A 21,003-nucleotide genomic window follows, 5' to 3' on the forward strand; every position below is an offset into this window, starting at 1 on the left:
ACGTACACACTAGGCAAATTCTCCACCTAAAACAGATTTATAAAAATTGAAAGCTTCTTCAGCCTGGCCGTCGAAGTTTAAATAAGGGTGCATGGTTCTCATAACTTATTATTGTTTATGCTAAGTTATGAAAGCCAAAAACGGTTTAATGGGTGCAGTTCGGACAAAAAAGAGGTGTTTTTTGACGACATCCCGATAACATGGGAAAATTTTAAATTAACTGATGAACTTCACCGCCTGTAAGCGTTTGCATTAAACTGTAGGTATCTGCCACCACCCAGTGCTCAATTATTTTTTCATCTCTAAACCTCACAATGTTTACTTCTTCATATTCAACTTTTTTTCCTGTTGCAGGAATGTTTAGAAAAGTTTCTTTATGGGTTCCGCTTACAGTGAATTTGGCCACTACTTTATCGCCGTCACCTAATACATCATCAAACCTTATTTTTAAATCATTGAAACCAAGTTTGAAAACCTCAATCGTATCATAAAAAGCTTTTGCACCTTCCCGTTGCCATGGAAACGTTTTGTGAACCTTTACACCGCTGTCCACGAACTGATCTATTGCATCTAAATTTGCGTTATTGAAAAGCTCATCAAAAAATACCTTGCAAATTGCCTTGTTTTTCTCTACTTGATTATCCATATCTCTTATCTTTTTTGTTGAAGATTTAATCATTAAACAAGGTAGATTTAATGTTGTTTCTCTAATTTCAAAATCGGTTGATTAACCATATTCAGCTTCCGTTTTGTTTTATTTTGATAAAAATCATATTACAAATCATTTCAAATGCTTTTATTTGTTAATTTAGGATATAAACAACTTCACATGTATAGAAAAGCTTATCGCCATTTTCATTTTTTCCTCTTCGCATTACTGGTTGCCTGCTCTCCGAAAATGGCAATAAACAAAAATAATCCAAATGAAATCAGGGTTTTAAGTTATAACATTCACCATGCTAATCCACCTTCAAAATCAAAAGAAGGTTTGATAGATATTGAGGCCATCGCAAAGGTAATCGCTTCTCAATCGCCAGATTTGGTGGCTTTGCAGGAAGTCGATGTGAACACGAAACGATCGGGGAATATAAATGAAGCGGTTGTTTTAGCAACCAAACTCAAGATGAATTTTTACTTCTTTAAAGCTATTGATCATGATGGAGGCGACTATGGTGTGGCCATTCTCTCCAGGTATCCGTTAACTGATCCTCAGACTTATCGCCTTCCAAGTAATCAAGATCCAAAAGCCGAACCAAGGATTCTGGGAATGGGAACAGCCAGCTTGCCAGATGGCAGAAAGATTCGTTTTGCCTCTACACATCTGGATGCACAAAGGCCTGAGGAAAACCGGATGATGCAAGTGAAAGAGATTAACAGGTTAACGGAAAAAGAAACTTTGCCCTTAATCCTGGCGGGGGATTTAAATGCTGATCCAAATTCGGAAAGCATCAAAATTTTTGATCAGCAATTTGTAAGAAGTTGCGAAAATTGCGGCTTTACCATTCCGGTAATGAACCCAAGGCATACCATTGATCACATCGCTTATAAAAAAGGGAATAACTTTAAAGTGATTTCGCACCTGGTAATTAATGAAACTTATGCATCTGATCATCTGCCTGTTTTGGCGGTTTTACAGTTGAACAAGTAAGAGCATGAACTAACCAAATTAAAATATGAATCGTAGAAATTTACTGAAAACCTTAAGCCTGAGTTTGGGCGCTACAGTGGTAAGTACCGATGTGCTGGCCCGGCTGGCTGAAAACACTTACAGTTACCGCATTCCTGATCATCCCTTGCATCGGCCTTTGGATAAACCCATTACAGCGATAACTTGTGGCGCAGGAAACCGGGGAACGGTTTATGGTAATTTCGCAGCAAAGTTTCCCGATCAGATTAAAATTGTTGGTGTTGCGGAACCTGTTCCGTTTAGAAATGAACGATACGCTAAAAAGCATAATATTATCGATGCGAACAGATTCAATACTTGGGAAGATGTTTTTAAAAAGCCCAAAATGGCCGATTCCGTGATTATTTCGATGCCTGATAATTTACATTACGAGCCTTGTATGCAGGCTTTAAAAATGGGTTACGATGTGCTTTTGGAAAAGCCAATTGCACCAACAGAGCAGGAATGTCGCGATATTTTAGCCCTGGCAAAAAAGACGGGAAGAATTGTGGCCGTTTGCCATGTGTTGCGTTACGCTCCTTATTTTGTAAAGATGAAAGAGCTGCTGGCTAAAGGCGCCATCGGTGAGGTCATCAGCATTCAGCATTTTGAGCCTATTGAGCATACGCACATGGCACACTCTTATGTACGTGGGAACTGGCATAATTCAAAGCAAACTACACCTATTATCCTGGCCAAATCTTGCCATGATTTAGATATCATGAAATGGGTAATCAACAAAAAAGCGCAACGTATTGTGGCCATGGGCGATTTAAAGTGGTTCAAAAAAGAAAATGCACCTGAAGGCAGCACAGCCAGATGCACGGATGGCTGTGCCGTAGAACGGACTTGTCCTTATTCTGCCATTAAAGAATATGTTGACAGAAATTCGAGAACAGCGGTTTTAGATATTCCCGAAGGTACATCTGATCGGAAAGCAGCAGTTTTGGAAAAGCTAAAAACAACTAATTATGGGCGTTGTGTATATAAAATGGACAATGATCAGCCTGATCATTATGTTACAAGCATTCAATTTAGCGATAGTGTAACTGCAAATTTTTCAATGGAGGCATTTACGTCCTACCATGATCGCCGAACCAGAATAATGGGCTCCATGGGTGATATGGTTGGCGACATGACAGAGTTGGTTGTGCATGATTTTAAAACCAGACAAGAAACAAAGTTTATACCTAAAGCCGAAGATGTAGATGGCTATAAAAATAGCGGCCATGGTGGTGGCGATTGGTTGCTGGTACGGGATTTTGTACAGGCGGTGGCTCAACAAAATCCAGCCTTACTTACCTCAACCATTGATGAATCAATAGAAAGCCACATTATGGGTTTTATGGCAGAGGCAAGCAGAAAAAACGGAAAAGTGATGGACGTAAAGATTTAAACGGGAAAGGAGCAATTTTCATTGCTCCTTCTTTATAATTTGGCGAAGTTCCAGATACAATTAATAACGAACGAAGATTGAACCTTTAAGAACATCTAATCAAAAACCACTCTACATAGCTTTTTATAGTACTATGATATGGGGCATGATTATTCTGTCTCTAATGGGATGTATTTTTCAACACAATATTTTTCAATGTCTGTATCATTTATGAAGTATTCATCACAAAATTCATCAAGCTCTTTTTCTGCTCCTGAAACATATTTTTCACTTGCAGTCATAAGCTTTTCAGTCTGTTCGATGAATTTATTGAACTTGTCATTCATTTTACAAAGTTTGTCAATTGTTTTAAAGTCTAAATCACGATATGTTGCAGGAAATAGAACTTTGCTTTGGTATGGATTAGCATTAAGTTCAATAATGCCAATTCCAAACGATTGATTTAGCCTGGTCATTTCCTCATTTAAGCTGTCACTAAACTCAAACGCAACCAAATAACCATAGTTTGCCCAACTTGAATTTGAAACTGCTTGAAAGAAAGCTTTTTTCAATTCACTGTCGCTGTTAATTTCCCTTTTTAATTCATAAGAACTCATTTTGAAAGTATCCACTCGATTTATAGATTTTAGGAAATTTTGACTTGCTTTTGTCTGTAGATTAAGAAATTTAATCCCCACCATATCAGGATGCGTCCATATTTGATTATTGTCCTTACCGTTTGATTGTTCGTGAAAGATTGTCTTAGAATATGTATCTGTATTTTTAAGATAACTACTTAAAAGCTTATGCAAATCTCTTTCATCGTAAGTCTTTTGCTTATTAATTTTTATTTGAGTTTCTGGCATTGCGTCCCCACTTAGAACATCTACACCAATATTTTGCTCGTGTTTTGTTAAATAATATGAATATGTCCCTCCTGTTTGCTTAAGTCTCTTAACTCTTGCATCTCCATTTCGAATGAAGTCTCCTAATAAAGCAGAAATAGTCGAAGCAGGAGTTTTTGCAGTTGCGAACTCATAATAATTATTTTTGACTATATGGTTATAGATTTCCATATAATTGGTTAAAGAATTAATCTCATCTAGGCTTTGCAAAATCGCTTCTTTTATTGTCATTTTTTATTTTTGTTTTACTGATTAGCTATTTTGTAGCATTGCTCAATGATTTTTTAAAAGCATTCTACTTCCCAGAAGCGTTCCCAGTTTTTGCCAGGTGCCAGTGATGTAATTCCTTCTTTGCGTTGCAATTGATGATCATGGTTTACACCATCGGCCACGCCGCACCAAGGTTCAAGACAAATAAATGGTGCATCTTTTGCTGCCCAGATGCCGAAAAACGGAAAGTCTTCAAAATGAAAATGTAAGCCGTAATCGTTTTTATTATTTAACAAACTGATACAGCTGCTTTGCATGTTTTTAAAAACCAGCGCATCGTTGTAAAACAGCTCATGTTTAAGGTTTAATTTATGTCCATCCAGCTCAATGTTTCCTGTTTCATTGGCTACTAAACCATCCTCCAGTTTCCAGTAGGTTAATTTCTCATCGGTATTAAAAGCTAGGTAATAATCCTCGTAGTTGGTATTTGGTGTATTTGGAACGGCGAAAGCCGGGTGCGCACCAATGGAAAATAAGAGTGTTTCATTTCCCGTATTGATCACTTCATACGTTAAGTTCAGCTTCCTGTCAATCAATTTATAAATCAGCTTCAGTTTGAAATGAAACGGATAAACTTTCAGGGTTTCATCGCTCTGCGTTAAGGTAAAAACGGCTTCAGCACTGCTTGTTTTTTCAATTTCGAAAACATGATCGCGGGCAAAACCATGCCGGGGCAGCTCGTAGCTTTTACCCTTATACTTAAAATGGTCATCTTTTAACGATCCAACAATGGGAAATAAAACCGGGCTATGCTTAGCCCAATATTTAGGGTTGGCATTCCACAAATATTCTATTTCAGTTTCTTTACTATACAGACCTTGAAGTTCTGCTCCTTTAGCGTTAAGGCTTACTTTTAAATAATCGTTTTCGAGGGTTATCATTACATTTTAAAAGTAACAAAATAGTGGTGGTTTAGAAACAATTTTTATTAAATTTGATTCATTCCCTTAAACAAACATGCTGCATTTAAAATTTTAGCTTTGCTTTTAAAATTTTGGGCTCATTACTTTGGGGATGAGTCGCGTCTATCTCAAAAAAAATAGCATTGTTATGCCTGTCGATCTATCTAAATTATCCCATCCGAAAGTTAAAGCCGCCATCACTGCGCTCCAAAATGGTGACGCAAAAACGTGGTTTACGTTGTTTACGGATGATGTTCAGCTGTATGATGATGGGAACCAAATGCAGTTTAATAATTTCTTTAAAAAAGCATTAGGTCATGAGCGCTTTACAAGTATCGATAAGGTAGAAAATAATGGCTTGGATGTTTACGGGAATTTCCATTCAGACCAATGGGGCGATTTTAAAACCTTTTTCAAATTCCAATTAGGAAAAGAAGGGAAAATCAGTCATTTGGAAATCGGTCAGGCATCTTTTTAAATATGAAGTCTTTAGTACAAAGTCGAAAACCTCACGACTCCGGACTAAAGACTTCAGGATAACTTAGCCCTTTTCTTCCCAAATCATCGCGATATTGATAATTGTTTGCACTGCTTTTTCCATATCCTGAACGCTAACCCATTCCTGTTTGCTGTGAAAAGCATGTTCGCCCGCAAAAATATTGGGGCAAGGTAATCCCATGTATGATAAACGAGAGCCATCTGTTCCGCCGCGAATACTTTGCGGTTTTGCAACTATGCCAGCTCTTTCAATTGCTTCAACCCCATATTCAACTATTTTAGGATATTTATCCAATACCTGCTTCATGTTGCGATACTGGGCTTTGATTTCTAAAGAATAAGTTGAATTCGGATAATTGCGCATGATCGTTTTTACTGTTTCCTCTAAAAATTTCCCATGTTCGGCTAATTTCTCATCGGTGAAATCTCTGATGATGAAGTGGGCTTCGGCTTGTTCTACCTGTCCGCTAAAACTTACAGGATGAATAAAACCTTCTTTTTGATGAGTAGCTTCAGGTGTCAAAGTCTCTTTCGGCAAAGCGGCGATGATATCAGCCATTATTTTGATTGCGCTTTCCATTTTACCTTTGGCAAAACCCGGGTGTGTGCTCACGCCATTGATCAATAATACTGCCCCATCGGCTGAAAAAGTTTCATCTTCAATTGATCCTAACGTTTCGCCATCAATCGTATATCCGAAATCGGCGCCTAATTTTGCAAGATTTACCTTATCTACGCCCCTTCCAATTTCTTCATCAGGGGTAAAAAGGACTTTGATGGTACCATGTTTTACCGTTTGATTTTTCATCAGGAAACTTGCTGCCTCCATAATTGCAGCCAGGCCAGCCTTGTTGTCGGCGCCCAAAAGTGTGGTACCACTTGCTGTGATGATATCGTTGCCAATTTGGTGTTTTAGATCCTTATGCTCTGCCATTTTGAGCACGATAGATGGGTCATCTGGTAAGATTAAATCCTGGCCTTGATAATTGTCATGAATAATCGGCTTAACGTTTTCTCCGCTGCAATCTGGTGAGGTATCCATGTGTGAGCAGAAAAAAATTACAGGCAATTTTTTCTCAGAAGTTGCAGGAATGGTTCCATAAACATAACCATTTTCGTCCATTTCCGCGTCAGAAATGCCGATTTCTAATAATTCCTGAACCAGATTTTTACCCAGGTTCTTTTGTTTTTCTGTTGAAGGACAAGTTGGAGAAGCAGGATCTGACTGTGTATCTATTTTAGCATATTTGATAAATCTCTGTTCCAAAGATTTGTTAAAGTTGGTGTACTTGCTCATAAATCAAAGGTAAAAGTTATAGATATTCAATAAACATATTATTTTTGTAAAAAAACGATATGACCTTTAGCCCGTTGAAGACTACATCACTTACTGTTTTATTCTCATTCCTGGTTACATTTTCATTTGCTCAATCGAATTATTTTAAATGGTCATGGGGATTAGGTGGCGGCGCTAATTATTCAAAAACTGATGTAGTTGAGGGTAATTGGGGTTACACAGCTGCAGGAGAAATCAACTATCATTTTACGCCATTTGTTACCGCTGGACTGGAAGGGCAGTACGGTATGGTTCAGGGTGGTGATGTTGTAACCGATCCGCATAACAGACAATTTGTTAATAAATATACCAGCGTTACGGCCAACTTAAAAGTACAACTTGGTGAGTTTGTGAATTACGATAGAAGACCTTTTTGGGAAGCCATAAAAGGCGCTTACCTTGGCTTGGGTGTTGGCGTAATTAATAACAATATTACAGACATTGTACGCTATAAACCAGATTGGGCAGCTGTAGATCCCGGTTATGGACCGTTTCCTGGCGTAGATAAAGGTGTAAATCTTATTGTTCCAATTAATCTTGGTCTTAACTATTACATTAATGATGGTTACGGATACGTTCGTTATGTAATTAACTTTAACGCACAAAGTAATTTTACTTTCGGCGAAGGTTTAGACGGCTATAACGATCCGCCGACGAAGTTTAGAAACTACGATCCGGATACTTTTAATGTTTATAGTCTTGGCGTAAAATACTTCTTCGGAAATATTAAAGCATACCGTAAGTTTTTCTAGTCCTTTTTGCATTTTATTTAAATCACTTTGTATGAGAAATTTGTTTTTCATGTGTTTCCTATTCATCACTTTAAAAACAATGGCACAAAAAACACCTTTCGAAATTAGTGGTAAAACCGAAACGGCAACCTACAATCAGGCGATTACTTTTTATGAAAACCTTGCCAAAACTTATCCCCAGGCAAAGTTGATTACCTATGGCAATACTGATTTTGGTAAGCCGCTGCATCTTTTAGTTTTATCGAAAGATAAAAATTTTGATCCTGCTGCCATCAGAAAAAGTAATAAACGTATTCTGTTAATTAACAACGGTATTCACCCAGGCGAACCTGAAGGAATTGATGCTTCAATGATGTTGGCCAGAGATCTTTTAAAAGCCGAACAGCTACCCAAAGATGTGGTAGTATGCATCATCCCGGTTTATAATATTGATGGCAGTTTCAACAGGACAGGTACCTCAAGAGCCAATCAGAATGGCCCGGTGGCGTACGGCTTTCGTGGAAATAGCAAAAACCTTGATCTAAACCGCGATTTCATTAAAACGGATTCAAAAAATTCGGCTGCTTTTCAATTGATTTTTAATACCTGGCAACCGGAAATATTTGTCGATACGCATACCAGTAATGGAGCCGACTATCAATATGTGATGACGCTTATTCCTACCCAAAAAGATAAGCTGAATCCTATTTTATCAAGCTACTTAACCAAAACGCTTGTTCCAGATTTATATTCAGGTATGGAGAAAAAAGGTTATCCGATGATTCCTTATGTGAACGCTTTCGGGGAAATACCAGAAACCGGGATAGCTGGGTTCATCGAATCGCCACGTTACTCTACAGGTTACACTACATTACATAATACGATAGGTTTTATGCCTGAAACGCACATGTTGAAATCCTACGATTTACGCGTTGATGCCACTTATAAGCTTTTGCAAACTTACATTGATGTTGTTCAACGAGATGCTAAAATAATCGGGGAAAATAAATGCAAAGCGGATGAATTTGTAGCAGTTCAAAAAGAATTTCCCCTGGCCTGGAAGTTAAACAAATCTGTTGAAAACGATTTGCCATTTAAAGGTTTCGAATCGGGCAAAAAGCCAAGTGCAGTGAGCGGTACTGATCGTCTGTTTTACGATCGGAATAAACCATTTACTAAAATCATTGAAGAATGGAATAACTACGAACCTGCAATTTCCATCAAAAAACCTATTGCTTATATCATTCCGAAGGCCTGGGATAAAGTAATTACCTTGCTAAAACTCAACAATGTTAAAATAGAAGAATTGAAATCAGATTCTAAAATTAGCGTTGAAAGTTATTACATCACCGATTTTAAAACGGCCACTCGTCCGTATGAAGGCCATTACCTGCATTCTGCTGTAACTGTAAATCCTGTCCAAAATGCGTTGCAATACTACGCTGGCGATTTTGTGGTTTATGTAAATCAGAAAACAAACCGGTTCATTGTAGAAACCCTGGAACCACAAGCAACAGATTCATACTTCAACTGGAATTTTTTCGATTCTATTTTGGATATGAAGGAGCATTACTCTGCCTATGTTTTTGAAGATACAGCAGCAGAATTACTCAAGAATCATCCGGAACTGAAAAATAAATTAGATGCTAAGAAGGCTGCGGATGCAGACTTTGCGAAGAATGGTGCCGCACAACTTGATTTTGTGTATAAAAATTCTGATTATTACGAGAAAACACACAACAGATATCCGGTGGCTCGTTTGGTAACAGATGTAAAGCTCGATTTAAAATAAGAAAATGGAATACCTCAGCATTGCTCCAGTAGCATCAATCATATTTGTATTTACCATTGTAACCAGCCTTTACGCTTTTTACGATCAAAGCCTTTACGGCAAATTTATGCTGCATCCATACAGTGTATCAAAAGGGCAAAACGTTTATACGCTAATTACAAGTGGGCTTATCCATGCCGATTGGATGCATTTGTTTTTTAATATGTTTACTTTCTATGCCTTTGGCTTTGCTTTAGAGCAAATGATGGGGAGTTGGCAATTTGGGCTAATGTATTTTCTGGCTTTGATTTTAAGCGATTTGCCTACCGTTTTTAGGCATAAAGATGATTTTCATTACAACAGTTTGGGCGCTTCTGGCGCAATAAGCGCTGTTTTATTCAGCTTTATATTGTTTAATCCAATGGCTGAAATTGGCATTCTATTTATTCCATTTGGAATTCCAGCGGTAATATTTGGAGGTTTATATTTAGTGTATTGCGTATATGCTTCAAAAAATTCGAGAGATAACATTAATCATGATGCGCACTTTTTTGGTGCCTTAACCGGATTAATTTTTACCATTATTTTCGTACCAGGGATATTGCAAAACTTCTTCTCCATCATTGCCGCCAAACTAGGCATGTAGCTTATCCCGCTTGCGGTAAGCATGGCTTTTCAAAAAAGCTCATCGGGTGATCAGGATCTTTGATGATTTCGAATTTAACATAACCCCAGGGTTTCCAGAAATTTTCAAGCACCTGGGCATAAATTTTATGTTGCCATACGTCAAACAGGGGCTTGGTCATGTTTCCTCGAAGTGGCATCGCCTCAATGTAAGTGGTACCCTCCACAGGCATAAAAGTATATTCGGGCAAGCGGTTAAACAGATAGGCAGAATAATAAAAACGGGCAGTTAATTCTTCAAACTGTTCAGCCGTTAACGCTTTATCTCTTATTTCATTGATGATTTCCTGGTGATACCGTTTGTTGGTTCCGTTATCCTGCAGGCAGGCAACAATACCAAAATCTTTCATTTTTAAAGAAAACGTTAACGTATTAATTTCATCGCGGAAACTAAAAGGCGTTTCTTCGTTTTCGAGTTTAACAACTGTAATCGACCAGGGCGTAAAATCTTCAAATTCGATGCTGGTATATAAGTTCTGCATCATGAAGTTCAGGTTAGCAAACTTCATCATCAATGATTGTGACATGTTCAGGCCATCGGCAGTCATTTCCTTGCGTAAAGCCGAATGCATTTCTATGTACACAAAGCCATATAAAAACTTCCCAATCCAATTGAATAGGTCTAATTCGGGCAAGGCTGAAACAGCATCATAACCTTTTGCAAAAGCTTTTTCAATTTTATCTTCCAAAGGATTAATGAACTGCTCATTAACTTCGCTGTTTACCGGGATCACCAAGGTGTTGTAGGAGCGGATACTTTCATCCAGAAACTGGATTTGTTCCTCCCCAGTCAAGCCTGCCTGCTCCAATAACCATCTCGGAATCAACGGAACCTGCAATACAGGTGAGTTAAAAGTGTTGCCACTTAAGAAACATTTTTTGTACAGAAAGTCGAAACCTTGGAAAGGATTATATAAGCCAGTATTCATCGCTGCAATATTAGCCATTATATTTTTAGGCCTTGATAAGGATATTTTATTTTAACTCTGGGATTACAACACTTTACCATACGCCGTTCTGTGGAGACACAGACCGAAACTAGCGCACTAATAATTATTGTAAAAACCACTTATGTTATCAACCAGCTGACTGTAAATGGGCTTCGTAAATTCCAGAAACAACGCACTCGGTGGCGGCGGTAAAATCTCTTTTCTTCTGGTCATTGCTAATTGATGCTTATCCAATGCTCGGTCATCACCCTTGTAACTCGCCCAGCTATCCCTCCAAACATAGGTGCCCGGAAATTTTTGTTGGCGTACAATTTTTTTCGTTTGCCAATCCATGATACTCATATCCAGTAATCCTGAAGATGATATGTTTTTTTCAAAAATACTTAGCGTAGCCCTCACCGTACCGTAAATGGGTTTGCGATCTCGGGTTTCGCCAATGACCACACTATCGCGTTTGAGTTTTTCTACCCTTTCTTTTACATAGGTTTGTCCGACCACAAAATCATCAAAGTTCAAACTTAATACCTGGTCAGGAACAATTTTTTGCTGTGTGGCTTGATCCTCTCCATAAAATATGACAAACTTATTTCTAGAATAGCTGCTGATAAAATGATCGATTTGTTGTTGAAAATAATCGGCACTTAATTTATACGGACCTCTGTTTAAAATGATGGGCTGAACCACCACACGAGTTACGGCAGCCCAGTAAGCATCTTCCATTTTGTTTTTAACATCCTTATAGTTGGGCTGTAAATTTTGTGTTTTTTCAAACTCGTAATAAGCTTTCTTTGCCGATAAACGATTGTTGGTATTAAGATAACTTAATCCAGATTCGTACCTCGCCGCTGCTGCATTCAATTTGCTTTCAGCAACCTCTTTCACATATTTTGAAGGATTGGGTACCAGTACCAAACAAGCCGGACAGCTATTAATATCATCTGCCAGTTGATTGATTTTTTGATAATCATACATCACCGATTCCCATCTAAATAAATCGTTCGAAAGTTTAGCTTCATTAATTTTTCGCAAATGATCCTGTAGGGCTAAATCGTAGGCCGTTTTTAGCACTTGCATGGCTTCGCTATTCTTTGGCGAGTTTTGCAATCTGCTCACGGCTTTAGCAACTGAAGCATCGTAATCGCCTTTCTGTAAGGCGTTTTTTCCTGTGGTACATCCTCCTAAAATTATTAAGGATAAATAAATAAAATACCGTAATCTTGAAATGTTTTTCATGGCAGGAATAATTGGCGTTAATAAACAAATATACTTTGTAAGGCGATAAATTCGGCCTATTTAATTATTTAGACGATTGATAATGAAGATTAGTTGCAAGCAATTTGAATTAGAATTAAAACATCCCTTTTCCATCTCAAAGTTTACGCGAACAAGCACCCCATTAATGCTTTTAAAAATTAATTATGAAGGTGTAACTGGGTATGGAGAAGCTTCTATGGTGCCATATATGGGTGAAAGCTATGAAACAGCCACTGCATTTCTAAAGCAGGTAGATTTATCTCCATTTAAAGCGCCATTTAATTTTGAAGAAATTATCGCTTACCTCGATAGTATTGCAGTCGGCCAGCCAGCCATTAAAGCCGCTATTGACATTGCATTGAATGATATTAACGGAAAGATTTTAAACCAACCCTGTTATCAAATTTATGGTGCTGATTTATCAAAGATGCCTGTTACCTCGTACACTATCGGGATTGATACGCCTGAGGTGATTCGCGAAAAATTGAAGGATGCCGCAGGTTTTAAAGTGATCAAGGTGAAATTGGGCAGAGACAATGACCGCGAAATTATTGAAACCATTCGCAGCATGACTGATGTGCCACTTTATGTAGATGCAAACCAGGGATGGAGCGACAGGATAAAAGCCATTGATTTAATTTACTGGCTGCACAATCAGGGCGTTGTTTTAATTGAGCAACCCATGGATAAAACAGATTTTGATGGGAATGCCTGGTTGACGGAAAGGAGTCCGATTCCATTGTTGGCTGATGAGGCCGTTCAGCGTTTGGCCGATATGGATAAACTTAAAGGTGCTTACCATGGTATTAACGTAAAACTGATGAAAAGCTGCGGCATGTATGAAGGCCATCAAATGATTTTGAAAGCCCGCTCTTTCGGTATGAACGTTTTGATTGGTTGCATGAGTGAAACCAGCTGTGCTACCCTGGCGGCTGCGGCATTAGCACCACTTTGTAACTGGGCAGATTTAGACGGGCCTTGGTTAACCACAAATAACCCTTTTACCGATCCTGAGTTTGTTGATGGGAAATATGTTTTAAATAACCAACCAGGTTTAGGACTGGAAGGCGTTACTTCTGATCTTTTTCTTTAAAATTTTTGCGAAGATCTTTCATCAACTGGTACTTGAAATAAGCGAAGCAAGCTGCTACGCCAACTAGAAATCCACCAGGAAGTGGTTTGTGATTATTGTAACACCATACAATTCCTAAAATGGAAAGGATAATGGCGAGATTGTAAAAGATATTTAGTGCGAATTTTTTACCCACAATTGGAATTGATTGAATGAGTGAGGGGGTTGAATGGGTGAATTGGATAATTTGTAAAGAAATGAATTAGTGAATAATATTGATTACTGCTGAATTCTGAATAAGCGCTCTGTTCTTACATTCGCCATTCAAAACTCATTCATCCGCTTATTCACTAATTCACTAATTTAATATACAGGCATATTCGGATCAAAAGCCTCTTGCCAAGCTAAAATACCACCTTTTAAATTGTATAAATTTTCGTAACCGTATTGTGCTTCTAACTGCATTACTGCTGCAGCACTTCTTTTGCCACTGCGGCATTGAACAATTACTGGTTTATCTTTAGAAACCTTATCGGCTTCAATTAGAATTCCACCCAATGGAATGTTTTCTCCGTTAAGGTTAGAAACTTCATATTCGAATGTTTCACGAACATCGATTAATTGAAAATCTTCTTTATTGTCGATTTTCTCTTTTAGTTCTTGTACCGATATCTCTTTCATTTTGAAATTTTGTGTTTATGCAAATATAGGAAATTCAATTTTACACCCATCATCAAAAAAATGCCATATATTTTAATCAAAACTGTAACAACTGTTACCCTTAAGCGTTTAATTATAAATAGTTACAATGGACAAACTGAATCGTTTCTTCTGGTTTTGTTCTGGCGCACATATCCCTACACTGGAAAAGTATCCTACAGAACAAAATAAATATACCGGCATTGGTGCCACCATCTTTTTTACTGGGTTATTTGCCGCACTTTCTGGCGGATATGCCATGTATTTCGTTTTTAAAGGCGATGATTTAGCGTTAATTTTCGCGATCATTTTTGGCTTTTTATGGGGAGCTGCCATTTTTAATATGGATAGATACATTGTGGCCAGCATTAATAAAAGTGCCAGTACCAATAAACAACTTCTACAGGCTACACCACGTATTTTATTGGCCATTATGATTGGTATGGTAATTTCCCGGCCAATTGAATTGAAAATCTTTGATAAAGAAATTAAAGAACGTTTGAAGGTAAGTTATCTTAATGGACAACGTTCAAAAATTGATACCTTAAACAAGGCTTTTGAAAAAAAATATCAGGTTGAGTTTGGCCGCCTGAACCAACAAAAGGCAACCCGCGATTCATTAGAAAAAGGGATTAAAGCCGATCGCCAAAAATTGAACTTCGAAATTTTTGGCAATAAAACTACCGAAACTTCCGGCGTGATGGGTTATGGACCCTATGCGAAACGTAAGGAAGCAGAAATTAAACAACGTGAGGCCGAGCTCGATTCGTTAAAAGCTAATATCAATAAATCAGAAGTTTTTGTAGATAAACGCAAGGAATTTGATGGGCTGTTTAACGAAAAATTGTACACTAAAAAACAACTCGACAGTTTGGCCGATATCGCTGGATTTGCCGATCGGAACTGGGCTTTGGGGCAACTCAAGTTTAATGTCGATGGATCGAAAGATGATAACACAGCCATTGCCGTTACTTTTATCGGTCTACTTTTTATTTTCTTTGAATGTTTGCCTGTTTTTGTGAAGCTGATGAGCGCTCGTGGTCCCTACGACTTTGCTACTGCTGATACGGATGAAATTTCCATCTATCAATCCAAAAAAGATAAGGATTTTTATTTCGAAGTGGCCGATAATGTTCATGAAACAAGGGTTGATGCTGAATCATCTAAACAAAAGGAAATTATAAAAGGTAAAGCTTACCGCGATTTGGAGAAATACGATTGGGATAAGGAATAACAGAAGATAAATACTGGAAGCGAAATGGTGTGAAGTAGCTGAAAAGTGATTCCTGATCAATCCATCAAGCATTTTACATCTTACTTCATACATTTTTACATCATACTCTTACATTCTTGTTAAATTAGCCCATCAAACCTTTTTTATGAAGAAAATTTTAGGTGCTGTATTATGCAGTGCATTATCATTTTGTGCGTTTGCTCAAAATGAAGTCCGGTATGTAATTTCATTTCCAAACGCCATCCATCATGAAGCAGAAATTGCGATGGAGATTCCGAATGTTCCGGCAGGAAATTTAAAAGTGAGAATGAGCAGGTCATCTCCGGGGCGTTATGCCACGCATGAATTCGGCAAAAACGTTTATAATTTTAAAGCATTTGAGGCCAGTGGAAAAGCATTGTTTATTAAACAAACCGCCGGCGATGTTTATGAAATTCCAGCCCATGGAAATGCCGTTAAAATCACGTATACTTTATTTGGCAACTGGATTGACGGAACTTACGCAGGCTTTGATGAAACCCATGCACACATGAACATTCCTGCAACTTTTGCTTTTCCGGTAGGGATGGATGCAAGACCACGTTTGGTTGAATTTAAATATGCAGAAAAACAAAACTGGAAAGTGGCCACACAATTAAAACCGATGGGTAAAAACACTTTCTATGCGCCAAATTTCCAGTATTTTATGGATAGTCCGATTGAGATTGCCAATTATAAAACTGCAAAATGGGAAGTTAAAAACCATGATGGCAAGGTACAAACCATTCATTTGATTGCGCATTCTAATGATACTCAGACGGCTGTAGACAAATATGCAGACATGTTAAAGAAAATGGTTGATGAACATTATGCGGTTTGGAGAGATTTTCCGGTGTATGATTATGGAAATTATTACTTTCTGAATGATGTTTACCCTGCCAATGCCGGCGATGGTATGGAACATCGAAATTCAACCTCTATTGTCCAGCGCACTCCAAAAATAGAAGGTTACGAATCCAATTTACTGGGCACCTTTTCCCATGAATATTTTCACAGCTGGAACGTAGAACGTTTACGCCCGAAAACACTTGAGCCCTTTAACTTTGAGCATTCCAATATTAGTGACGAACTTTGGCTTGCTGAAGGTTTTACGCAGTATTACGGTGGTTTATTGCTCACCCGGGCAGGTTTGAAAACGGCTGACAACTCCATTCAAGCCTTTAACGGAATGGTCAATGCTGTTTTAAATTCTCCGGGAGCAAAGAATTATTCACCTATTGAAGCCAGCCGTTACGCTGTTTTTGCTGATGCAGGCGTAGCCATCGATCAAACCAATAAAGGCAATATTTTCCTTTCTTATTATACCTATGGTGCTGCTACTGCTTTGGCTTTAGATCTTACTTTGCGATCTGAATTTAAGCTTACGCTTGATGATTACATGCGGGCTTTATGGAAAGCCTACGGGAAACCAGAGATCGCTTATACTGTTCCAGATTTGGAAAAAACCTTGTCCGAATTAACTAAAAACCCTTCATTTGCAAAAGCCTTTTTTGTTAAATACGTTTACGGAAAGGAGAAAAATGATTATGCCAAACTTTTGCTAAATGCAGGTTTGGTATTGCGCAAAGCAAATCCCGGGCAGGCTTATGCTGGCTTTGGTAATCTGAATACATCAGATGGCAAAGTGACCTTACAGCAAACATCGAATGGAACGCCAGCCTATCAAGCCGGATTAGATGTGGGCGATGTGATTTTGAGTATTGACGGGCAGGAAGCTGTAAACGCATCAGTTATTGATCAGGTGACTAAGGCGCATAAACCAGGCGATGTGGTAGAAATTAAATACCAATACCGTGGAGAAAATAAATCAACCAGGTTAACTTTTGCTGAGAATCCGGTGTTGGAGATCGTTTCGATAGAAAAAACCGGCGGAACTTTAACGCCGGCCATGCAAACTTTCAGAGATAATTGGTTAAACTCGCAGGTAAAATCTAAATAATAACTTAATAAACATAAAATGAAAAAATTATTGCTGGTTACACTTGTCGGGATGGCGGGTTTACAGGTAAATGCTCAAAATATTGATAAAATTATTACCAGAGACTATGCCGATCATCTGATCAAAACTTTAAGTGGCGATGAGATGCAAGGTCGTGCGACATTTTCTCCCGGAATTGATAAAGCCGCTACTTTTATCGAATCCGAATTTAAAAAAATTGGATTACAGCCGCTAAACGGAGAGAAAAATTTCCGACAGGCTTTTTACAAATATCAGGTGGCCAACGTAAGTAAAACCATTAAAATTGATGGTAAAGAAATCGCTGCCGAAAACGTAATCCTGGCCGGTGCAAATGAAGAAAACATCACTTTGGATAAATCCAATGCAAGTGTGGTTATGATGGATCCAGAAAAGCCTTTTGTAAATCAATTCAGATCAATGCTTTCAGCGGGCAAAAACCAAATCATTTTGGTGGATGAAAAGTTAGCTGAGAACTTTAAGCGCTACAAAGCTTATTTCGATAAGCCAACTACTTTAGATGAAAAGGACCTGGGCGCTGGAAAATCAGCGGTTCAGGTTTTTGTGTTGGGTACTACTAAAGCCGATGATTTTACTGTAACCTTAAAAGGTAAAGTTTCAAAAATGCCTTTGTTTAATGTTGCAGGAATGATTCCGGGAAAATCAAAAGCTAAAGAATTGGTGGTGTTTTCCGGTCATTACGATCATTTAGGAGTAATTAAAACTGTTAATGGTGATAGCATTGCAAATGGAGCAGATGACGATGCTTCCGGAACAACGGCGATGATTGCTTTGGCAAAATATTACAAAGCACAAAAGAATAATGAACGCACATTAATTTTTGTGGCTTTTACAGCTGAAGAAATCGGTGGCTTTGGAGCAAAGTATTTCTCGAGTAAATTAAATCCTGATGAGGTGGTGGCCATGTTCAACATCGAAATGATTGGAAAAGATTCTAAGTTTGGAAAGAACACGGCTTTCATTACTGGTTACGAAAAATCTGATTTTGGGAAAATTCTACAGAAAAACTTAGCTGGAACAGAGTTCACTTTCCACCCAGATCCTTATACCGAACAAAATTTATTCTATAGAAGCGATAACGCAACATTAGCCGCACTGGGCGTTCCGGCACATACAATCAGTACAGATCAGATTGATGTAGACAAGTTTTATCACACGGTAAAAGATGAGTATAGCACTTTAGATGTAGAAAATATTTTATCGACCATCAAGGCCATTGCCAAAAGCGCAACTTCAATTGTTAATGGAACCGATACACCAACAAGGATACCGAAGTTAAAGTAGTGAGATTAAAAACACATCAACAATGGTTGTATTATATATCGATCGACCTATTGTTGATGTGTTAGCTTTTTACCTAACATTTTTCCCTTCAGGTAATTCCGTATCGGAACATCTAAAAAGACCATCACCAAATATGAAAGGCCAATTAATAAAATTGTACCCACAGGGATGGCCACAACCATTTGACGCATAGTAGGTTTGTTCGCTTCGATATAACTTAAAAACAGCCACATAAACGGATAATGGATCATATACAGCGGGTAAGAAATATCGCCCAAGAATTTACAAATTTTAGTTAAACCTTTAGATAAACTTGCGCCTGCTCCAAGCGAAATTAATAAAGGGAAGTACAGTAATACCGTAATTGGATCTGCAAAATAGTTCGACTGATCTGCAAATGGAATCAGGAAAGCCAGCAGCAATAGGCAGCTCATGCTGATAAAGCAAAGTTTTGATGCTATAATCCATTTTGATCTGTAAATAAGCATTCCTGCAAGAAAGGAGTAAAAAATTCTGATTCCACCGCCCCAGAAATTATCGCCGCCCCAACCGACACCCAAATATCCAGAAAGGTATGTTTCATAGCATAATAAAATGGCGGCAACTGCAACTAAAATCCAAATAATTTTATTTTTGAGTTTAAATAGAACAAGTACATAAAAGATGTTTGCAATATATTCCCAGAACAACGACCATGTTGGCGGATTTAAGTGAAAGAAATTAAAATAAAGTTCTGGTACCATTTGAAATGGGATTAACAAACAGGAGGTGACAAACATGAGTAAAGTCTTGCTTCCAGCATATTGTGAATAAAGGTTGCTAAATGGATCAAAAATGAATGTGATTAATCCAATAATAGCGCCGATGATGACCAATGGATGTAGGCGTATAAACCTCAGTTTTAAAAAATTCGTTATCCCAATCTGTTCAATACGGTGATCATAAGCATAAGCAATAACAAATCCGGAAAGACAAAAGAAGAAGTCGACGGCTAAATGTCCGTGAGCAATAAAGTTTTTGTGATAATCGGGCACCACGAACTCCATGAAATGATAAACTATTACCGATATGGCTGCAACGCCACGCAATCCATCGAGTATTAGAAAATGTTGTTTCGTTTGAATTTGGTTAGTAGGATAAGTATGCATTCCGTATGGTTAGGAATGTAAGTATAACGATTTAGCTGACGCCTGAAAAGGGATTTATCAATTGTGTTAATATTGTTGCTTATAAATTCAAAATCGGTACTCCATTACATAATCGTCCATTACATAACCTTCGCCAATATCAATTTTTACCGATTCTTTGATGGTAAATCCTCCTTTTAGGTAAAAATCTTTCGCTTTATTGTGCTTGTTCACATTGAGCTGTAAAGCAGAAGCACCTGAATCTTTAACCTGATTGAACACCTCATTAATCAGTATTTTACCCACGCCTTTTCCATGAGCAGAAGGCAAAACATAAAGTTTATGCAGCTTGTAAATTCGTTCTTCATGATCAACAATGGAATATCCAGCGAAACCAAATTGATTTTCATTGTCTTCAGCAATCAAAAAGATATGGCCTTCCATGAGCTGATTGAGCAATTCACCTTTGTTGTACATTTTGTCGAGCATGTAATCAATTTGATTTTGCCCAATAATGTCAAGATAGGTTGATGGCCAGGTTGCCGCAGCAATATCTCTAATGACTTCTATATCTTGCTCTTTGGCTTTTCTAATGGTAATCATAAGGGTTCACTAATAAATATTGGTTGACCAGAGAAAGTAAATTCTACAAAACCATCATTCACCACTTCAAAAACTTCCTCTTCATTTTGCATCAGATTGGTAACTTCGAGGTAGCGGTTGCCATGAATTAAAAAACTGACTTCCGGAAGGTTTCCATACCGAAAAACCCGATTTGATGGGATAGTGTTTAGCCCTTTCGGTAAATACCACTATGTTAATTTTATCTTCAAATCCGGCAAACTTTTCCAGATCGAATTTCCTTGTAATCACATTTACAGCAGGATATTTTTGTTCGTATAAAAAGTTTATCGCCACCATCAAAGCATCAACCGGGCCTTGAACTATTCTGGTATCTTCCTGAACTTCCTGGTTGCTTCCATTCACCAAAACGTCTACTTTTAAACCAAGAGAAAAGATTTTTTCATAGTTTTCGCCATTCACTAACAGCGTCGGACTCCACTCCAAAAGCTGACCTAAATATTCTTCATTGAAATTTCCAAGCTCATCGATATACAAGGCTGGCTCCTGTTTTTCTTTTACAATGTGATGTGATGACATACTGCGAAGATAAACTAATTTAAGATTTTAGAATGACGATTTTGGATTTTTTGAGTTACTCAATTTC

General features: G+C 37.9%; 21 protein-coding genes and 1 pseudogene. 10 read left to right on the top strand and 12 right to left on the bottom strand.

Translation table 11 applies throughout. The features are described from left to right. Positions 1 to 15: 15 nt before the first annotated feature. Together ON09_RS24795 and ON09_RS24220 are read right to left on the bottom strand one after the other, a co-directional pair. Positions 16 to 102: pseudogene (locus ON09_RS24795) on the bottom strand (VOC family protein); the annotation flags it as partial. A gap of 109 nt (positions 103 to 211) precedes the next feature. After that, the gene (locus tag ON09_RS24220; protein WP_010600849.1) at positions 212 to 646 is read right to left on the bottom strand and encodes an ester cyclase; all 435 of its coding nucleotides are present in this window, start codon (positions 644 to 646) and stop codon (positions 212 to 214) included. Between the two features lie 144 nt (positions 647 to 790). Here ON09_RS24220 and ON09_RS09615 point away from each other — a divergent pair, with 144 nt between their 5' ends. Together ON09_RS09615 and ON09_RS09620 are read left to right on the top strand one after the other, a co-directional pair. After that, positions 791 to 1,648, top strand: coding sequence for an endonuclease/exonuclease/phosphatase family protein (locus tag ON09_RS09615; RefSeq protein ID WP_010600850.1), 858 nt, complete (start codon positions 791 to 793; stop codon positions 1,646 to 1,648). Between the two features lie 25 nt (positions 1,649 to 1,673). Continuing rightward, a complete protein-coding gene (locus tag ON09_RS09620) occupies positions 1,674 to 3,062 on the top strand; it encodes a Gfo/Idh/MocA family protein (RefSeq protein ID WP_010600851.1) in 1,389 nt (462 codons plus the stop codon). A gap of 149 nt (positions 3,063 to 3,211) precedes the next feature. Here ON09_RS09620 and ON09_RS09625 read toward each other — a convergent pair whose 3' ends face one another. Both ON09_RS09625 and ON09_RS09630 read right to left on the bottom strand, forming a co-directional pair. Further along, positions 3,212 to 4,177, bottom strand: a complete 966-nt coding sequence (locus tag ON09_RS09625; protein WP_010600852.1) for a COG2958 family protein — start codon at positions 4,175 to 4,177, stop codon at positions 3,212 to 3,214. A gap of 53 nt (positions 4,178 to 4,230) precedes the next feature. Further along, positions 4,231 to 5,097: an aldose 1-epimerase family protein gene (locus ON09_RS09630; protein ID WP_010600853.1), complete on the bottom strand. Its 867-nt coding sequence runs from the start codon at positions 5,095 to 5,097 to the stop codon at positions 4,231 to 4,233. Positions 5,098 to 5,266: 169 nt separating this feature from the next. Here ON09_RS09630 and ON09_RS09635 point away from each other — a divergent pair, with 169 nt between their 5' ends. Then, positions 5,267 to 5,596, top strand: a complete 330-nt coding sequence (locus tag ON09_RS09635) for a hypothetical protein (protein ID WP_010600854.1) — start codon at positions 5,267 to 5,269, stop codon at positions 5,594 to 5,596. 63 nt (positions 5,597 to 5,659) lie between these two features. Here ON09_RS09635 and pepT read toward each other — a convergent pair whose 3' ends face one another. Next, positions 5,660 to 6,913, bottom strand: coding sequence for a peptidase T (gene pepT, locus ON09_RS09640; RefSeq protein ID WP_010600855.1), 1,254 nt, complete (start codon positions 6,911 to 6,913; stop codon positions 5,660 to 5,662). 59 nt (positions 6,914 to 6,972) lie between these two features. Here pepT and ON09_RS09645 point away from each other — a divergent pair, with 59 nt between their 5' ends. The 3 genes from ON09_RS09645 to ON09_RS09655 are packed head-to-tail and all read left to right on the top strand — an operon-like array spanning position 6,973 to position 10,100. Then, positions 6,973 to 7,704: a hypothetical protein gene (locus ON09_RS09645; protein ID WP_010600856.1), complete on the top strand. Its 732-nt coding sequence runs from the start codon at positions 6,973 to 6,975 to the stop codon at positions 7,702 to 7,704. Between the two features lie 31 nt (positions 7,705 to 7,735). After that, positions 7,736 to 9,475: a M14 family zinc carboxypeptidase gene (locus tag ON09_RS09650; protein ID WP_029204246.1), complete on the top strand. Its 1,740-nt coding sequence runs from the start codon at positions 7,736 to 7,738 to the stop codon at positions 9,473 to 9,475. Between the two features lie 4 nt (positions 9,476 to 9,479). Beyond that, a complete protein-coding gene (locus ON09_RS09655; RefSeq protein ID WP_010600858.1) occupies positions 9,480 to 10,100 on the top strand; it encodes a rhomboid family intramembrane serine protease in 621 nt (206 codons plus the stop codon). A gap of 1 nt (position 10,101) precedes the next feature. Here ON09_RS09655 and ON09_RS09660 read toward each other — a convergent pair whose 3' ends face one another. Then, positions 10,102 to 11,085: a hypothetical protein gene (locus tag ON09_RS09660; protein WP_010600859.1), complete on the bottom strand. Its 984-nt coding sequence runs from the start codon at positions 11,083 to 11,085 to the stop codon at positions 10,102 to 10,104. Between the two features lie 99 nt (positions 11,086 to 11,184). Then, positions 11,185 to 12,321: a hypothetical protein gene (locus tag ON09_RS09665; protein WP_010600860.1), complete on the bottom strand. Its 1,137-nt coding sequence runs from the start codon at positions 12,319 to 12,321 to the stop codon at positions 11,185 to 11,187. 82 nt (positions 12,322 to 12,403) lie between these two features. Between ON09_RS09665 and ON09_RS09670 the strand changes: the two genes are divergently transcribed. Further along, positions 12,404 to 13,435 (top strand): dipeptide epimerase, encoded by a 1,032-nt coding sequence (locus ON09_RS09670; RefSeq protein WP_029204247.1) that lies wholly within the window; start codon positions 12,404 to 12,406, stop codon positions 13,433 to 13,435. Here ON09_RS09670 and ON09_RS09675 read toward each other — a convergent pair. Further along, the gene (locus tag ON09_RS09675) at positions 13,413 to 13,610 is read right to left on the bottom strand and encodes a DUF6358 family protein (RefSeq protein ID WP_029204248.1); all 198 of its coding nucleotides are present in this window, start codon (positions 13,608 to 13,610) and stop codon (positions 13,413 to 13,415) included. The two genes, ON09_RS09670 and ON09_RS09675, sit on opposite strands and share 23 nt — an antisense overlap. Positions 13,611 to 13,777: 167 nt before the next feature. Next, positions 13,778 to 14,095 (bottom strand): rhodanese-like domain-containing protein, encoded by a 318-nt coding sequence (locus ON09_RS09680; protein WP_010600862.1) that lies wholly within the window; start codon positions 14,093 to 14,095, stop codon positions 13,778 to 13,780. A gap of 127 nt (positions 14,096 to 14,222) precedes the next feature. Here ON09_RS09680 and ON09_RS09685 point away from each other — a divergent pair, with 127 nt between their 5' ends. From ON09_RS09685 to ON09_RS09695, 3 genes are all read left to right on the top strand, one after another. After that, positions 14,223 to 15,347: a DUF4407 domain-containing protein gene (locus ON09_RS09685; RefSeq protein ID WP_010600863.1), complete on the top strand. Its 1,125-nt coding sequence runs from the start codon at positions 14,223 to 14,225 to the stop codon at positions 15,345 to 15,347. Positions 15,348 to 15,492: 145 nt separating this feature from the next. Further along, entirely contained in the window at positions 15,493 to 17,325 is a 1,833-nt protein-coding gene (locus ON09_RS09690) for a M61 family metallopeptidase (protein WP_010600864.1), read from the top strand. A gap of 18 nt (positions 17,326 to 17,343) precedes the next feature. Then, positions 17,344 to 18,648, top strand: a complete 1,305-nt coding sequence (locus ON09_RS09695; protein WP_010600865.1) for a M20/M25/M40 family metallo-hydrolase — start codon at positions 17,344 to 17,346, stop codon at positions 18,646 to 18,648. 47 nt (positions 18,649 to 18,695) lie between these two features. Here ON09_RS09695 and ON09_RS09700 read toward each other — a convergent pair whose 3' ends face one another. From ON09_RS09700 to ON09_RS09710, 3 genes are all read right to left on the bottom strand, one after another. Further along, the gene (locus ON09_RS09700; RefSeq protein ID WP_010600866.1) at positions 18,696 to 19,796 is read right to left on the bottom strand and encodes an acyltransferase family protein; all 1,101 of its coding nucleotides are present in this window, start codon (positions 19,794 to 19,796) and stop codon (positions 18,696 to 18,698) included. Positions 19,797 to 19,883: 87 nt separating this feature from the next. Continuing rightward, on the bottom strand, positions 19,884 to 20,378 hold the full coding sequence (locus ON09_RS09705; RefSeq protein WP_010600867.1) for a GNAT family N-acetyltransferase: 495 nt from the start codon (positions 20,376 to 20,378) through the stop codon (positions 19,884 to 19,886). 81 nt (positions 20,379 to 20,459) lie between these two features. Further along, complete coding sequence (locus ON09_RS09710; protein WP_010600868.1) at positions 20,460 to 20,936, bottom strand: hypothetical protein; 477 nt, start codon at positions 20,934 to 20,936, stop codon at positions 20,460 to 20,462. Positions 20,937 to 21,003: the final 67 nt, after the last annotated feature.

The organism is Pedobacter agri PB92, from assembly GCF_000258495.1.
GTDB lineage: Bacteria > Bacteroidota > Bacteroidia > Sphingobacteriales > Sphingobacteriaceae > Pedobacter > Pedobacter agri.

Excerpts from the sequence above, each read along its gene's own strand:
- ON09_RS24220 (WP_010600849.1), bottom strand. The coding sequence starts at position 646 with ATGGATAATCAAGTAGAGAAAAACAAGGCAATTTGCAAGGTATTTTTT.
- ON09_RS09615 (WP_010600850.1), top strand. The coding sequence starts at position 791 with ATGCTTTTATTTGTTAATTTAGGATATAAACAACTTCACATGTATAGA.
- ON09_RS09620 (WP_010600851.1), top strand. The coding sequence starts at position 1,674 with ATGAATCGTAGAAATTTACTGAAAACCTTAAGCCTGAGTTTGGGCGCT.
- ON09_RS09625 (WP_010600852.1), bottom strand. The coding sequence starts at position 4,177 with ATGACAATAAAAGAAGCGATTTTGCAAAGCCTAGATGAGATTAATTCT.
- ON09_RS09630 (WP_010600853.1), bottom strand. The coding sequence starts at position 5,097 with ATGATAACCCTCGAAAACGATTATTTAAAAGTAAGCCTTAACGCTAAA.
- ON09_RS09635 (WP_010600854.1), top strand. The coding sequence starts at position 5,267 with ATGCCTGTCGATCTATCTAAATTATCCCATCCGAAAGTTAAAGCCGCC.
- pepT (WP_010600855.1), bottom strand. The coding sequence starts at position 6,913 with ATGAGCAAGTACACCAACTTTAACAAATCTTTGGAACAGAGATTTATC.
- ON09_RS09645 (WP_010600856.1), top strand. The coding sequence starts at position 6,973 with ATGACCTTTAGCCCGTTGAAGACTACATCACTTACTGTTTTATTCTCA.
- ON09_RS09650 (WP_029204246.1), top strand. The coding sequence starts at position 7,736 with ATGAGAAATTTGTTTTTCATGTGTTTCCTATTCATCACTTTAAAAACA.
- ON09_RS09655 (WP_010600858.1), top strand. The coding sequence starts at position 9,480 with ATGGAATACCTCAGCATTGCTCCAGTAGCATCAATCATATTTGTATTT.
- ON09_RS09660 (WP_010600859.1), bottom strand. The coding sequence starts at position 11,085 with ATGGCTAATATTGCAGCGATGAATACTGGCTTATATAATCCTTTCCAA.
- ON09_RS09665 (WP_010600860.1), bottom strand. The coding sequence starts at position 12,321 with ATGAAAAACATTTCAAGATTACGGTATTTTATTTATTTATCCTTAATA.
- ON09_RS09670 (WP_029204247.1), top strand. The coding sequence starts at position 12,404 with ATGAAGATTAGTTGCAAGCAATTTGAATTAGAATTAAAACATCCCTTT.
- ON09_RS09680 (WP_010600862.1), bottom strand. The coding sequence starts at position 14,095 with ATGAAAGAGATATCGGTACAAGAACTAAAAGAGAAAATCGACAATAAA.
- ON09_RS09685 (WP_010600863.1), top strand. The coding sequence starts at position 14,223 with ATGGACAAACTGAATCGTTTCTTCTGGTTTTGTTCTGGCGCACATATC.
- ON09_RS09690 (WP_010600864.1), top strand. The coding sequence starts at position 15,493 with ATGAAGAAAATTTTAGGTGCTGTATTATGCAGTGCATTATCATTTTGT.
- ON09_RS09695 (WP_010600865.1), top strand. The coding sequence starts at position 17,344 with ATGAAAAAATTATTGCTGGTTACACTTGTCGGGATGGCGGGTTTACAG.
- ON09_RS09700 (WP_010600866.1), bottom strand. The coding sequence starts at position 19,796 with ATGCATACTTATCCTACTAACCAAATTCAAACGAAACAACATTTTCTA.
- ON09_RS09705 (WP_010600867.1), bottom strand. The coding sequence starts at position 20,378 with ATGATTACCATTAGAAAAGCCAAAGAGCAAGATATAGAAGTCATTAGA.
- ON09_RS09710 (WP_010600868.1), bottom strand. The coding sequence starts at position 20,936 with ATGTCATCACATCACATTGTAAAAGAAAAACAGGAGCCAGCCTTGTAT.